This window comes from Streptomyces sp. NBC_01012 (assembly GCF_045162755.1).
Classification (GTDB): Bacteria; Actinomycetota; Actinomycetes; order Streptomycetales; family Streptomycetaceae; genus Streptomyces.
In genome coordinates this window covers 2,140,409-2,154,993 of the sequence record NZ_CP108688.1, presented here as the reverse complement: position 1 = coordinate 2,154,993, position 14,585 = coordinate 2,140,409, and the positions used below count along the sequence as shown (strand labels likewise).

General features: G+C 72.1%; 12 protein-coding genes. 10 read left to right on the top strand and 2 right to left on the bottom strand.

Annotation, left to right across the window (positions count from 1 at the left end; all coding sequences use genetic code 11):
* Nucleotides 1–132 precede the first annotated feature (132 nt).
* The 10 genes from OG623_RS09325 to OG623_RS09280 all read left to right on the top strand — a co-directional run bounded on the left by OG623_RS09325 (nt 133) and on the right by OG623_RS09280 (nt 13,062).
* Nucleotides 133–2,277: a putative bifunctional diguanylate cyclase/phosphodiesterase gene (locus OG623_RS09325; RefSeq protein ID WP_406145777.1), complete on the top strand. Its 2,145-nt coding sequence runs from the start codon at nt 133–135 to the stop codon at nt 2,275–2,277.
* Nucleotides 2,278–2,378: 101 nt separating this feature from the next.
* Nucleotides 2,379–2,675: an Asp-tRNA(Asn)/Glu-tRNA(Gln) amidotransferase subunit GatC gene (gene gatC, locus OG623_RS09320; RefSeq protein WP_014153935.1), complete on the top strand. Its 297-nt coding sequence runs from the start codon at nt 2,379–2,381 to the stop codon at nt 2,673–2,675.
* Between the two features lie 5 nt (nt 2,676–2,680).
* Entirely contained in the window at nt 2,681–4,183 is a 1,503-nt protein-coding gene (gene gatA / locus OG623_RS09315; protein WP_406145776.1) for an Asp-tRNA(Asn)/Glu-tRNA(Gln) amidotransferase subunit GatA, read from the top strand.
* Nucleotides 4,180–4,422: a hypothetical protein gene (locus OG623_RS09310; RefSeq protein WP_147959628.1), complete on the top strand. Its 243-nt coding sequence runs from the start codon at nt 4,180–4,182 to the stop codon at nt 4,420–4,422. The genes gatA and OG623_RS09310 overlap by 4 nt, the downstream gene beginning before the upstream one ends.
* 15 nt (nt 4,423–4,437) lie before the next feature.
* The gene (gene gatB / locus OG623_RS09305) at nt 4,438–5,946 is read left to right on the top strand and encodes an Asp-tRNA(Asn)/Glu-tRNA(Gln) amidotransferase subunit GatB (protein WP_406145775.1); all 1,509 of its coding nucleotides are present in this window, start codon (nt 4,438–4,440) and stop codon (nt 5,944–5,946) included.
* Between the two features lie 184 nt (nt 5,947–6,130).
* Complete coding sequence (locus OG623_RS09300) at nt 6,131–8,242, top strand: phosphocholine-specific phospholipase C (protein WP_406145774.1); 2,112 nt, start codon at nt 6,131–6,133, stop codon at nt 8,240–8,242.
* A gap of 121 nt (nt 8,243–8,363) precedes the next feature.
* Complete coding sequence (locus tag OG623_RS09295; RefSeq protein WP_406145773.1) at nt 8,364–8,918, top strand: GNAT family N-acetyltransferase; 555 nt, start codon at nt 8,364–8,366, stop codon at nt 8,916–8,918.
* Between the two features lie 50 nt (nt 8,919–8,968).
* The gene (locus OG623_RS09290; RefSeq protein WP_406145772.1) at nt 8,969–9,610 is read left to right on the top strand and encodes a hypothetical protein; all 642 of its coding nucleotides are present in this window, start codon (nt 8,969–8,971) and stop codon (nt 9,608–9,610) included.
* A gap of 183 nt (nt 9,611–9,793) precedes the next feature.
* The gene (locus OG623_RS09285) at nt 9,794–9,967 is read left to right on the top strand and encodes a hypothetical protein (protein ID WP_406145771.1); all 174 of its coding nucleotides are present in this window, start codon (nt 9,794–9,796) and stop codon (nt 9,965–9,967) included.
* Nucleotides 9,968–9,969: 2 nt separating this feature from the next.
* Nucleotides 9,970–13,062 (top strand): AAA family ATPase, encoded by a 3,093-nt coding sequence (locus tag OG623_RS09280; RefSeq protein ID WP_406145770.1) that lies wholly within the window; start codon nt 9,970–9,972, stop codon nt 13,060–13,062.
* A 34-nt stretch (nt 13,063–13,096) separates the two neighbouring features.
* Here the strand turns inward: OG623_RS09280 and OG623_RS09275 are convergent, their stop codons facing one another.
* Both OG623_RS09275 and OG623_RS09270 read right to left on the bottom strand, forming a co-directional pair.
* Nucleotides 13,097–13,357 (bottom strand): DUF6191 domain-containing protein, encoded by a 261-nt coding sequence (locus tag OG623_RS09275; protein ID WP_406145769.1) that lies wholly within the window; start codon nt 13,355–13,357, stop codon nt 13,097–13,099.
* 27 nt (nt 13,358–13,384) lie between these two features.
* A complete protein-coding gene (locus OG623_RS09270; RefSeq protein WP_406145768.1) occupies nt 13,385–14,566 on the bottom strand; it encodes a PQQ-dependent sugar dehydrogenase in 1,182 nt (393 codons plus the stop codon).
* Between the last annotated feature and the right edge of the window lie 19 nt (nt 14,567–14,585).

Sequence of the window (14,585 nt, the reverse complement as noted above, 5' to 3'; positions counted from 1 at the left end):
CGAGGGCCCTCATCGGCCTACTGTTGACTGAGCACCTGCCGTGCCCGGCCGCGTGGTGGGAATCGGGTCGTGGTGGCATGGGGGCGGGGGCCACCGCGGGACATCGGCACCGCCGGCTGTGAGAGGGACGGAATGAAACCGACCGAGAGCGCCGCACCGGTGTCGCGTCTGCAAGGTTTCGTGGGCCTCACGTCCAAAGTGGGGGCGGTCGTCGTGGCGGTCGCCGCTGTGCTGCTCGCGGCCGGCTTCTACCGCACGATCCACGACGGACGTGCGCTCTTCCCCGCCGGCACCGCGGGCTGGTCGCTCGCCGTCCTCACGGGAATCATCGTCGGGCACCTGGTCGCGCTCGGGCGCGACCGCTGGTGGGGCGGCACCGGTTCCGGCGCCGCCCTCACCCTCTCCGTCCTGCTGCTCTACGGCTGGGTCGCCGCCGGCCTGGTCAGCCTCGTCGTCGTGGTGCTCGTCGGGGTGGCCAGACGCCACAGATGGTGGCAGGGGCTGCTGCACGGGGCGGTGGACATCCTCGGCATCGGCGCGGCCGCGCTGGTCCTGTCCGCCTTCAGCGAGGTGCCGAGCGTCGAGACGCCCTGGCGGCCACTCCACTGGGGCATCGGCGCCGTACCGGAAGTGCTGCTCGCCGCCGGCACGTATCTCCTCGTCACCCGCGTCCTGCTCTGGTACGCCAGGGCGTCCCAGACCGGCGGGCTGCCGACGGTCGCCCGCACCGCGCTGCTGCGCCAGGGGCTCGTCGCGGTCGCGCTGCTCGGTATCGCCCCGCTGATCTGCGTGGTGGCATCGGCCAAGCCGGTGCTGCTGCCGCTCTTCGCCGTCCCGCTGATCGCCCTGGACTCCACGCTCTGGATCGCCCGCGCACGGGCCGAGGAGCAGCTGCGGGACCCGCTCACCGGCTTGCCCAACCGGCAGTGGCTCCTGGAGAGGACCTGGACGGCGCTGGAGGAGGCCGACGGCACCGGCACCAGGACCGCCCTCGTCCTCATCGACCTCGACCGCTTCCGTGCCGTCAACGACACCCTCGGCCATCTCGCCGGGGACCGGCTCCTCCTCCAGATAGCGGACCGGTTGCGGCTCGCCCTGCCACGCGGTGCGGAGGCCGCCCGGCTGGGCGGCGACGAATTCGCCGTGCTGCTGCCGGCCGTGGACTCGACGACCATCGCCCAGCGCGTCGCCCGCCATCTCGTCGCCGAACTCTCCTCCTCCCTCGACCTGGACGGGCTCACCCTGGTGCTGGAGGCGAGCGCGGGGGTCGCCGTCCACCCCGACCACGCGCTCGACGCCGAAGGGCTCCTCAGACGGGCGGACGTGGCCATGTACCAGGCCAAGCGTGACCGCACGGGCGTGGAGGTCTACGAGTCCAAGCGCGACAGCAACACCCCGGACCGGCTCGGGCTGCTGGGCGATCTGCGCCGTGCACTCGACGCCCACGAGGTGGAGCTCCACTACCAGCCCAAGGTCCGCTTCGACGGGCAGGTGGCCGGCCTCGAAGCACTCGTACGCTGGGTGCACCCGGAGCGCGGGCGGGTCCCCCCGGACGAGTTCATCGCCATCGCCGAGTCCTCAGGGCTGATGCCCCACCTCACCGAATACGTCCTGGAGACCGCGCTGGCCCAGGTGGCCAGGTGGCGGAAGCAGGGGCTGTTCGTCCCCGTCGCGGTCAACGTCTCGCCGCGCGACGTCCACACCCCCGGCTTCGCGGGCAGCGTCGCCGCACGGCTCGCCAGGCACGGGGTCCCGGCCGGTGCGCTCCAGCTGGAGATAACCGAGCACGTCCTGCTGGAGGACCCCCAGCGGGCCGCCGACACCCTGGCCGGCCTCACGGGGCACGGCGTGAAGATGTCCCTCGACGACTTCGGCACCGGCTACTCCTCCCTCGTCCATCTGCGGAAGCTGCCGGTGAGCGAGCTCAAGATCGACCGCTCGTTCGTCGCGCGGCTGGCCGTGGACAACGAGGACGCCGAGATCGTCCGCTGCACCATCGACCTGGCCCACTCGCTCGGGCTGATCGTCGTCGCCGAGGGCGTCGAGGACGACGAGACCTGGGAGCGGCTGCGGGACCTGCGCTGCGACGCGGTGCAGGGGTGGCTCGTCGCCGCCGCGATGCCTCCGCAGGAGACGACGGCCTGGCTGCGGGCACGGGGCGAGCACGGGTGGCGACGCCCGTCGGAGCGGGAGGCCGCTCCCGCGCAGGCGGCGGCTCCCGAACCGGCGCCCAGGGCCGCCGGGCGCGCGCTGAACTCCGGCCCGGCGACGGCCTGACGGAGCGGACGGGAGGCTCCGAAGGCGGTGTGTCCGTCGGCGTGTCCCGCGACCCCATAGGATTGGGCCAAAACCACACACCAAACCCTGAGGATCGCTGCATGCCTGGCATCACGCGCGAGGAGGTCGCCCACCTCGCCCGGCTGGCGCGTCTGGAGCTGAAGGGCGAAGAGCTCGAGCACTTCGCCGGCCAGCTCGACGACATCATCGGCGCGGTCGCCCGCGTCTCCGAGGTCGCCGACCAAGACGTACCGCCGACCTCCCACCCGCTGCCGCTGACCAACGTCATGCGCGCGGACGAGGTCCGTCCGTCGCTCACCCCCGAGCAGGCGCTCTCCGGCGCCCCGGCCCAGGAGCAGCAGCGTTTCAAGGTGCCGCAGATCCTGGGGGAGGACTAACAGCCATGACGGACATCAGCACCATCACCAAGCTCACCGCGGCCGAGATCGCCGCGAGGATCGCCTCCGGCGAGCTGACGGCCGTCGAGGTCACCGAGGCCCACCTGGCCCGGATCGAGGCCATCGACGAGAAGGTCCACGCCTTCCTGCACATCGACCGTGAGGGCGCGCTCGCGCAGGCCCGCGCCGTCGACGCCAAGCGCGAGGCGGGCGAGAAGCTCGGCCCGCTGGCCGGCGTCCCGCTCGCGCTCAAGGACATCTTCACCACGCAGGACATGCCGACCACCGTCGGTTCGAAGATCCTCGAGGGCTGGGTCCCGCCGTACGACGCGACGCTCACGAAGAAGCTGAAGGCGGCCGACGTCGTCATCCTCGGCAAGACCAACATGGACGAGTTCGCCATGGGGTCCTCCACCGAGAACAGCGCCTACGGCCCGACCGGCAACCCCTGGGACCTCACCCGTATCCCGGGCGGCTCCGGCGGCGGCTCGTCCGCCGCGCTGGCCTCCTTCGAGGCGGCGCTCGCCATCGGCACGGACACCGGCGGCTCCATCCGTCAGCCCGCGGCCGTCACCGGCACCGTCGGCGTCAAGCCCACCTACGGCGGCGTCTCCCGCTACGGCATGGTCGCCTTCTCGTCCTCCCTCGACCAGGGCGGCCCCTGCGCCCGTACGGTCCTGGACGCGGCGCTGCTCCACGAGGCGATCGGCGGCCACGACCCGATGGACTCCACGTCCATCGACGCACCGGTCCCGCCGGTCGTCGAGGCCGCCCGCAACGGCTCGGTGCGGGGCATGCGCGTCGGTGTGGTCAAGCAGTTCTCCGGCGAGGGCTACCAGGCCGGTGTCGTCCAGCGCTTCGAGGAGTCGGTGGAGCTGCTGAAGTCGCTCGGCGCCACCGTCGTCGAGCTGGACTGCCCCTCCTTCGACCTCGCCCTTTCGGCGTACTACCTGATCGCGCCGTCCGAGTGTTCCTCGAACCTGGCGCGCTTCGACGCCATGCGCTACGGCCTGCGCGTCGGCGACGACGGCACCCGCTCCGCCGAGGACGTCACCGCGCTCACCCGCGAGGCCGGCTTCGGCGACGAGGTCAAGCGCCGCATCATCCTCGGCACGTACGCGCTCAGCTCCGGCTACTACGACGCGTACTACGGCTCGGCCCAGAAGGTCCGCACCCTCATCACCCAGGACTTCGAGAAGGCCTTCGAGCAGGTGGATGTCATCGTCTCGCCGACGACGCCCACCACCGCCTTCCCGATCGGCGAGCGCGCCGACGACCCGATGGCGATGTACCTCGCGGACCTGTGCACCATTCCGACCAACCTCGCCGGCAATTCCGCCATGTCGCTGCCCTGCGGCCTGGCCCCGGAGGACGGCCTGCCGGTCGGACTGCAGATCATCGCCCCCGCAATGAAGGACGACCGGCTGTACAAGGTCGGAGCCGCCGTCGAGGCCGCCTTCGTGGAAAGGTGGGGGCACCCGCTGCTCGAGGAGGCTCCGTCGCTATGAGTGCCATGGCTAAGAAGGCCAAGAACTTCAAGAAGTCCAAGACCGGCGCGTACGTGTCCATGGGTACCACCGCCTTCGGCGCGCTCAGCGTCTACAAGCAGGTGAAGATGGCCCGCCAGGAGAACGACACCCTGCGGCTGATCGACGCCGCCGTATCCGCCGCCGCGATCGTGACCGGACTCGCGATCCTCTACCGCGAGCTCAAGCGTCTCGGCGACGACGACGTCCTGCTGGGCTGAGAGGGAAAGTTTTCAGTGACTGTCATCGACCTGGAGTCGTACGAGGACGCCCTCGCGACGTACGACCCCGTCATGGGCCTCGAGGTCCATGTCGAGCTGGGCACCAAGACCAAGATGTTCTGCGGCTGCTCCACGGAGCTCAAGCAGGACGCCAACTCGCAGACCTGCCCGGTCTGCCTCGGGCTGCCGGGCGCGCTCCCGGTCGTCAACGAGATCGGCGTCGAGTCCGCCATCAAGATCGGGCTCGCGCTGAACTGCGAGATCGCCGAGTGGTGCCGGTTCGCCCGGAAGAACTACTTCTATCCGGACATGCCGAAGAACTTCCAGACCTCCCAGTACGACGAGCCGATCGCCTACGACGGCTATCTGGACGTCCAGCTGGAGGACGGGGAGATCTTCCGCGTGCAGATCGAGCGCGCGCACATGGAGGAGGACACCGGCAAGTCGACGCACGTCGGCGGTGCCACCGGCCGTATCCACGGTGCCTCGCACTCGCTGCTCGACTACAACCGCGCGGGCATCCCCCTCATCGAGATCGTCACCAAGCCGATCGAGGGGGCCGGCGCACGCGCCCCGGAGGTCGCCAGGGCGTACGTCGCCGAGCTCCGCGAGCTCATCAAGGCGCTCGGTGTCTCGGAGGCCCGCATGGAGATGGGCCAGATGCGCTGCGACGTCAACCTGTCGCTGCGCCCCAACGGCACCGAGAAGTTCGGCACGCGCTCCGAGACGAAGAACGTCAACTCGCTGCGCTCCGTCGAGCGTGCCGCCCGCTTCGAGGTCCAGCGGCACGCCGCCGTGCTGAACTCCGGCGGGACGATCGTGCAGGAGACCCGGCACTTCCACGAGGAGGACGGCTCCACCACGGCCGGCCGCATCAAGGACAACGCCGAGGACTACCGCTACTTCCCCGAGCCGGACCTGGTGCCGGTCGCCCCTTCCCGCGCCTGGGTCGAGGAGCTCCGCAAGGCGCTTCCCGAGCTGCCCCGGCTGCGCCGCAAGCGGCTGAAGGAGGAGTGGGGTGTCAACGACCACGACATGCAGTCCATCCTCAACGCGGGCGCGGTCGACCTGATCGTCGCCACGACCGACGTGGGCGCCCCGTCCGACCAGGCCCGCAAGTGGTGGATGGGCGAGCTCGCCCGTAACGCCAACGAGACCGGCCGCAGCCTGGACGAGCTGCCGGTCACCCCGGTGCAGGTCGCCCGGGTGGCGGAGCTCGTCGCCTCGGGCGATCTCAACGACAAGCTGGCGCGCCAGGTGCTCGAAGGCGTGCTCGCGGGTGAGGGCGACCCCGACACCGTCGTCGAGAAGCGCGGTCTGAAGGTCGTCTCCGACGAGGGCGCCCTGGGCACCGCGGTCGACGAGGCCATCGCGGGCAACGCGGCCATCGCCGACAAGATCCGCGGCGGCAAGGTCGCCGCCGCCGGTGCGCTGGTGGGCGCCGTCATGAAGGCCACCCGTGGCCAGGCGGACGCGGCGCGCGTGCGTGAGCTGATCCTGGAGAAGCTCGGCGTCGAGGGCTGATCCCCGGCACGCCCTGGGGGCGGTGCACCCGTTTTTCACCGGGTGCGCCGCCCCCTTCTCGTTGCCTCAGGACACCGGCGGCCGGCCTGTGGGGGCCGTTCACCGCCAGGCCGTACGGCGGTCTTCCCGTCGCCACCCGGCGTGACTAGCTTCCAGGCGTACACACGTATCAGGGAGGCTCAACTTGACGACGGACATGTCACGGCGGCGGCTCTTCGCGCTCGGGGGCGGCGCCCTCGGCGCCGCGGCGGCGGGATCGTTCCTGCCCCCGTCGCTCCAGGCGGCCATCGCCGCACAGCCCGCGGCCGAGCGGTCCGGCGGCGCCGGTCTCGACGCCATCGAGCACGTGGTGATCCTCATGCAGGAGAACCGCTCCTTCGACCACTACTTCGGGACGCTGCGCGGCGTACGCGGCTTCGGCGACCGCAACGCGATCGAGCTCCCCTCCGGCAGGCCCGTCTTCGAACAGCCGGGGCCGCCGGGCACCACCGTGCTGCCCTTCCCCGTGCGCGGGGCGGCGGCGGCCCAGAAGGAGAACCTCCAGTACATCGACGCCCTCGACCACTCGTGGAGCGGTGGCGCCGAGGCCTGGGCCGACGGCCGGATGGACGGCTGGGTCACCGCGAAGACCGCCGCGACCATGGCGTACTACGACCGCGACGACATCCCGCTGCACTACGAACTCGCCGACACCTTCACGGTCTGCGACGCCTACCACTCCTCGATCCACAGCTCCACCAGCCCGAACCGCAACCACCTCTGGAGCGGCAGGACGGGCTACGAACCGGGCGGCGACCGGGCCGTGGGCAACGACGCGTACGACGAGGGCACCCACCCCGGATACGACTGGGGCACCTACGCGGAGCGGCTGGAGAAGGCCGGGCGGAGCTGGCGGACGTACACCGAGTGGGAGAACTTCACCGACAACCAGATCGAGTTCTTCGCCACCTTCAAGGCCGTCGCCCGCAAGGCGCTGGCGAGGACCGGCGGACACACGTACATGGAGTCCTTCTACGCCACGGTGCGCGACGCGGACGACGACGCCGAGCGCCAGCGGCTCCTCGGCCTGCTCGACGAGGGGGTCGCCGAGCTGACGGAGGCCGAGCGCAGCCTGTTCGAGCGGGCGCTGCGCCGTGTGGAGACGGGCACCCTCGCGGACGAGTTCGCCGCGGACGTGGCGGCGGGGACCCTGCCCGAGGTCTCCTACCTCGTCCCCTCGGCGGTCGACTCCGAGCATCCGAGCGTCTCGTCGCCGGTGCACAGCGCCACGATCGTCTACAAGGTCCTGGACGCGCTCGGCAGGCACCCCGATGTGTGGCGGCGCACCGTCGTCCTCATCAACTACGACGAGAACGACGGCTTCTTCGACCATGTGCCGCCGCCGGTGCCTCCCGCGGAGGTGACCGAGGAACACTGGCAGGGCAAGCCCACCGGCCTGGGGATGCGGGTGCCGCTGCTGGTCGTCTCCCCGTGGTCGGTCGGCGGATACGTCTGCTCCGAGGTCTTCGACCACACCTCCGTGATCCGCCTGCTGGAGCGCTGGACCGGGGTGCGGGAGCCCAACATCGGCGCCTGGCGACGTCAGGTCACCGGCGACCTCACCTCCGCCTTCGACTTCACCCGCGCACGACGCCGCCCCGAGACGGCGCCCCCGGGCGCGATCCCGCCGTTCGGCGGACGCTGGCAGCCGAAGCCGCCGTCCGACCAGCACATGCCCGTCCAGGAGGCCGGCGTGCGCCCGGCCAGGCCGCTGCCCTACCAGCCCGACGTCCAGGCGAAGCACGTGGACGGCGGGCTGCGGCTGGACCTCAGCAACACCGGGAGCTCATCCGCGCACTTCGCGCTCCACCCCTACGCACAGGAGTTCCCCGCCCCGCGGCACCGCGACGTCAAGGGCACCGCACACTGGACCGTGCCGCTGAAGGGCGACGGCTACCGCTTCACGGTCACCGGACCGAACGGCTTCCGGCGGGAGTTCGAGGGAGCGGCCGACGGCGCCGCCGAACTCTCCTCGCACCTCGACGCCCACGAGCGGGACGTGCATCTCACGCTGCGCAACAACGGCACGCGGACACTGACCTTCACCGTGCGGCCCCTCGGATACGTCGACGAGGACGACCTGCGGGACTGGACCCGCACGGTCAAGGTCAAGCCGGGGCGCAGCCGTACGGTCGTGCACTCGGCCGCGGACGCACACGGCTGGTACGACCTCGCGGTGACGGCCGAAGAGGCGGGCTCTTTCCGGCGCCGGCTGATGGGCCACATGGAGAACGGCAGGGCGAGCGTCTCCGGGTGACCCGAGCCGTGGCCACAGGACCGCGTGGCGCCGCGTGCGAGGATCCCGGGGAGCGCACCGGCGCTCGACGGGGCCTTCCGGGACGGGACGCCCCGGCGTCACGAAACCGAGGAGAGCCACTGTGTTCACGGTGTCACTGGGGGACGACGGGGCGGAGCTCCGCCCGATCGAGCCCTGGCAGGCGGAGGAGTTCCTGGCCCACATGGACCGGGCGCGCGCCCTGGTCGACCCCTGGATCCCCTTCGCCGCGGCGGCCACGGACCTCACGTCCGCACGCGAGCTGCTCCAGCGGTACGCCGACAAGCAGGCGGCCGACACCGGACGGCTCTACGGCATCTGGCTGGACGGCACGCTGGTCGGCGGGGTCCTGTTCCGGATATTCGAGGCCGGGACAGGCAACTGCGAGATCGGCTGCTGGCTGGAGGCCGCAGCCGAGGGCCGGGGGCTGGTCACCCGCGCGTCACGGAAGCTGATCGACTGGGCCGTCCACGTCCGTGGCATGCACCGCGTGGAGTGGATCGCCTCCTCGGCCAACCAGCGCAGCGTCGCGGTGGCCGAGCGGCTCGGGATGACCCGTGAAGGCGTCCTGCGCGAGGCCTATCCGTACCGCGGCAAGCGTCACGACGAGGAGATCTGGGCCGTCCTCGCACCCGAATGGCGTAAGCGGACGGCCTGAGGACGCCGGTGTTAAGGAGGTTCTCATACGGGGCACCTAGCGTGCGGCGCATGAACACCTCCCCCACCACCGAGACCACCGACGACACCGAGGAGAAGACGGCGGCCGACGGGACCGCCGCACCGGAGCCGACGAAGACGGCCGAGGCGACGGAAGACGCCGCTCCGGACGAGGTGGCGCCCGGCGTGACCGCGTCGGACGTCACCGCCATGGACGTGGCCGTGACGGACGCCGCCGCCGCGGGCGACCTGGAGCCCGACCCCTACGACGAGGCGGAGGCCGCCGAGGCGGCGGGCGCCGGCATCGGAGCGACGGCGATCGTGGCCGCCGCGCTCGGCGTCATCTCGCTCGCGGGTGCCTGGACCGGCCGCGTCGCCGGCGAGCGCGAGACGCTGATCGGCCAGATCAAGACCTCGGGCGGCGGAAGCGCCGCCCAGCAGGTCTCCGAGATCTACGGCGACGCCTGGCACACCACCGCCTTCGTGAACGGGATCTTCGCGCTGCTGGCGCTGCTCGTCGGCGTCTTCGTCCTGGTGCGTCCGGCCTTCGGTCCTCCCGCGGTACGCCCGCAGGCGGGCTGGATCCGCTCCGTCGCCATGGCGGGCGTCGCACTCGGGGTCATCGGCCTGCTGATCTCCGTGGGCATGTACCTCGACCTCTTCGTCTCCCTCCCCTCCGCACCCGGGAGCTGAGGACCCCGGTGCCGGGCGGTCCGTCGGACCGTCGGACCTCTAAGGCATCCGTCACCCGGGCCTAAGGCCCCCCACCCGCAGAGATGCGGAACTCGCCCGATGTGGCGGCATCCCCTGGCGGACGACAGTGGGGGTACGGCAGGAAGCCGTGCCCCCACTGTCCGTTCCACCAGGGAGAAGACCATGTACGAGTACGAACTCCACCGGATCGCCGTCGCCGAACTGATCCGCAGGGCCGACGAGCAGCGCACCGTACGCCGGGCCGTACTGGCCCGTCGCGACGCCCGACGCGCAGGACGCGATGACAGCGAGGGGCGGGTGCGCAAGAACCGGAGCTGGTTCGTCCGCGCCGCGTAGCGATGGGCGCCCGAAAATCGGTCGCCGGAGTGTCGTACGCGTATGCGATGCTCGGCGACGTGGAGACCAACACCGTCAGCCCCGTCTTCGTCGGCCGAGCCGGTGAACTCGCCGCGCTCACCGAGTCGCTCGCCCGCGCCGCCGCCGGGGAACCGCAGGCGCTGCTCCTCGGCGGCGAGGCGGGGGTCGGCAAGACCCGGCTGGCCGAGGAGTTCGTCACGGCGGCCTGCGGCCGGGGCGCCGTCGTGGGCGTCGGCGGCTGCGTGGAGATCGGGGCCGACGGCCTGCCCTACGCACCCTTCGCGGCGGCCCTCCGCGCGCTGCGAAGGGCGCTGCCCGACGAGTTGACCGAGGCACTGGCCGGCCAGGAGGGCGAGCTCGCCAGGCTCCTGCCCGAGCTCGGTGAGGCCGACCGCGCCCCGGACGACGAACACGGCACGGCCCGGCTGTTCGAGCTCGCCGCCCGCCTGCTGGAGCGCGTCTCCGCCTCGCGTACGGTCGTCCTCGTCCTGGAGGACCTGCACTGGGCCGACGCCTCCACGCGCCATCTGCTCGCCTACCTCTTCCGCACCCTGCGCAGCGGCCGGCTCGTCGTGATCGGCACCTACCGCGCCGACGACGTCCACCGCCGCCACCCCCTGCGCCCGCTCCTCGCCGAGCTCGACCGGCTCCGCACCGTCCGCCGGATCGAGCTCGACCGCTTCAGCCGCGCCGAGGTCGGCCGGCAGCTCACCGGGATCCTCGCGATGGTCCCCGACTCCGCACTGGTCGACGACATCTTCGACCGCTCCGACGGCAACGCGTTCTTCGTCGAGGAGCTCGCCCGCAGCGTGGAGTGCTGCGGTGACAGTTCCGGGCTCTCCGACTCCCTCCGCGACCTCCTCCTGGTCCGTGTCGAGACGCTGCCCGACGACGCACAGCGGATCGCCCGGATCATCGCCGAGGGCGGCTCCACGGTCGAGCACCTCCTCCTCGCCGCCGTCGCCGGCCTCACCGACGACGGCCTCGACGAAGCACTGCGGGCGGCGGTCGGCGCCAACCTCCTGCTGCCCGCCCCCGACACCGACGGATACCGCTTCCGGCACTCCCTGGTCCGCGAGGCCGTCAGCGACGACCTGCTGCCCGGCGAACGCACCCGCCTCAACCGCCGTTACGCCGAAGCGCTGGAGGCCGACCCCTCGCTCGTACGCGCCGACGAGCGCGCCGCGCGCCTCGCCAGCTACTGGTACGCCGCGCACGACCCGGTCAAGGCGCTGCCCGCCGTGCTCCAGGCGGCCGTCGCGGCCAGGCGCCGCTACGCGTACAGCGAGCAACTGAGGCTGCTGGAGCGGGCCATGGAGCTCTGGGACGACGTCCCCGAGGAGGTACGCGCCACCCTGCGGCCGCTCGACCACGCCGAGGCCTACCCGGGGTGCGGCTGCGAGCCGGGGGCGGATCCGCTGCGCTACCTCGATCTGATGGCCGAGGCCACGGTGTCCGCCCGGTTCGGCGGCGACCGCGAACGCGCCCTGACCCTCGCGAAGAAGGCCCTGCGCATCCTGGACGGCGACAGCGACCCGCTGCGCGCCGCGTGGTTCTGGGTGCAGCGCTCCCTGCTGGTGCAGAGCCTCTCCAGGGCCGACGGCTGGGAGGAGCTCGCCACCGCCGAGGACCTGGTGCGGGGTCTTCAGCCGTCCGCCGTGCACGCCGACGTCCTGGCGTCCGTCGCGAGCTGGGGCGCCCTGCACACGCCGGGACCCGCGACGCTGGTCGCCGCCGACCGGGCCGTGGAGTACGCCAGGCTCGTCGGCGAGGAGTCCATCGAGCTGCACGCCAGACTCACCCGCGGCTGGCTCACGATCGAGTCGGGCGACATCGAGGAGGGCGTCGCCGAGATGTACGCCGTCCGGGACCGGGCCGAGGAGCTGCATCTGGTCGGCGTCATGAGCCGGGCCGCCGTCAATCTGCCCTCCTCGCTCGAATCCTCCGGCCGCTCCCTGGAGGCGGTGGCGGTGGCCGACCACGGCATCGCGATCTGCCACAGCCACGGGGTCCCCGAGTCCGAGGCCTGGACACGCGCCAACCAGGCCCAGTCGTACTTCTCGCTGGGGCGCTGGGAGGAGAGCCGGGCGGCGGCCGAGGCAGCGGCCCCGCTGGCCAGATCCCGTAAGTCGAACGGCCTGGTGGCCGCGCGACTGGCGGACCTGGCCCTGGCCTGCGGCGACTTCGACGAGGCCGAGCGGCAACTGGCCCTGAACCGCCGTCACCTGGGCCACGACCCGCAGCCGCAGCATCTGATCTGCCCGGTCCGCCACTCCATGGTCCTCGCGGCCCAGCAGGGCAGGATCCCGGACGCCAGGGCGGCGTTCGAGGCACAGTCCGAGATCGGCCTGCCGCCGGGCACCCAGCGGTACTCCCTGCCCCTGCTCCACGCCGCCGCTGTGATCGAGGCCGACGCACGCGGGCTGCCCGCCACGGAGCCCGGACGGCCCGCGGTCCTGGCGCGGATCAGGAGCCACCTCAAGAGACTGCCGATGCTGGTGCCCGTCTGGGCGGCCTACGGTGTGCTGATCGAGGCGGAGCTGGCGCGCGCGGAGGGCGCGGACACCCCGGACCACTGGTGCAGGGCCGCCACCGCCTTCGCGCCGCTCCAGCGCCCCTACGAGCTGGCCCGGATCCGGCGCCACTGGGCGGAGGCGATCCTTGCCTCGTCGGGTGACCGGGGGCCCGCGGCGGGACTCCTGCGCGACGCCCACGCGGTGGCGGTACGCCTCGGGGCGCGTCCGCTCGTGGAGAGCGTCGAGCTGCTGGCCGGCCGGGCCCGTATCGCGCTCACCGCGCCGGGCGGGACGAGCGGGGACGACACCGCGCATCCCGTCGAGGCGGACCCCGCGGTCAACGCCATCGAGTCGTTCGGGCTGACCTCGCGGGAGCAGGAGGTGCACCGGCTGGTCGCGGCGGGATACACCAACCGCAGGATCGCGGAGGAGCTGTACATCTCGCCGAAGACCGCCAGCGTGCACGTGTCCAACATCCTGGCGAAGCTGAGCGTCTCCAGCCGTGGCGAGGCGGCCGCGCTGGCGCACCGCTTCCGGCTGTACACGGCGGCGAGCTGAGACCGGGCCCCGCCGCCGGCCTCGACCGCGGCTCTCAACCGCCGGCCGGGTCGGCCCCGTCGGCCCCGGGCCGGTCGTCTCCCGGCCCGTCGGCCCCGGACCGGTCGTCGTCGGACCGGTCGTCGTCGTCCTCCGGCGTCGGGCGGCGGAGCGTCACCTTGCCTGATGTGAGGTCTATCGGGCCCCGCGCCGGGTCGCCGATGCCCAGGTCCACCCGGCTCAGTTCCAGCCGTTTCTGTTCCTCCGTCGTGTGCTTACGGCCCGGCGCGAAGAGCTCCTCGAAGAAGTTGAACACCCTGACCGTGCTCCCTCCGCCGCCCCGCTACCGCACCTTCAGGAGCAGGATCCTGTCGTCGCCCGACTTCGCGGTGCCTCGGCCGTCCGTGTTGCTCGTGACCAGCCAGAGCTTGTCGCCACCCGCGGCGAGCACCGTGCGCAGACGGCCGTACTTCCCCTCGAAGAACGCCTGGGGGGCGGCCAGAGGTTCCCCGGCCGCCTTGCCGGACAACGGGATCCGCCAGAGCCGCTCGCCCCGCAGCCCCGCCATCCAGACCGACCCCTCGGAGTACGCGATGCCGCTCGGGGAGGCCTCGGAGGTCTTCCACTGGGCCACCGGGTCGACAAAACCCGACTTCCCCTTCTTGCCCTCGACATCGGGCCAGCCGTAGTTCTTGCCCGGCTCGATCAGATTCAGCTCGTCCCAGGTGTCCTGGCCGAATTCCGACGCCCAGAGCCGCTTACCGCCGTCCCAGGCGAGGCCCTGCACATTGCGGTGCCCGTACGAATAGACCACCGAGTCGGCCTCGGGATTGCCGTGCACCGGCTCACCGTCGGGCGTCATCCGGAGGATCTTGCCCGACAGGGACTCCTTGTCCTGGGCGAGTCCGGTCTCACCCGTCTCGCCCGTGCCCGCGTACAGCATCCGGTCGGGTCCGAACGCGATCCGCCCGCCGTTGTGGATGGCGCCCTTCGGGATGCCCCGCAGGATGGTGTCCGGCGCCCCCAGCTGCTCGCCCGCGGGCTTCTTCTCGTCGTACTGGAGGCGGGCGATGCGGTTGTCGGACTCGGTGGTGAAGTACGCGTAGACCAGGTGGTCCGCGCCGAAGGTCGGGGCCACGGCGAGCCCGAGCAGACCTCCCTCACCCGAGGGAGCCACCCCGGGCACCGAGCCCAGCAGGGTCTTCTTGCCGCTCTTCCCGTCGATCCGGGTGATGGTCGCGTCGTCACGCGAGCCGACCAGCAGGTCACCGCCGGGCAGCGCCGCGAGGCCCCAGGGCGAGGCGAGGCGGTCCGTGAGCGTCCTCACCACCTCGGCCGAGCCCTTGGCCGGTGGCGGGTCCGCCGACGGGCTCGCCGACGCCGACGCGCCGGATGTGGCGCTCGCCGAGGGGGAGGACGCGCCGTCACCGCCCGCCTGTCCTCCGTCGGACGAGCAGGCGGTCAGCAGGAGGGAGGCCGAGGCGAGCAGGGCCAGCACCCCCTTGCGCAGGGCGGGAGTTCGCACAGCACCGATCCTTTCGACG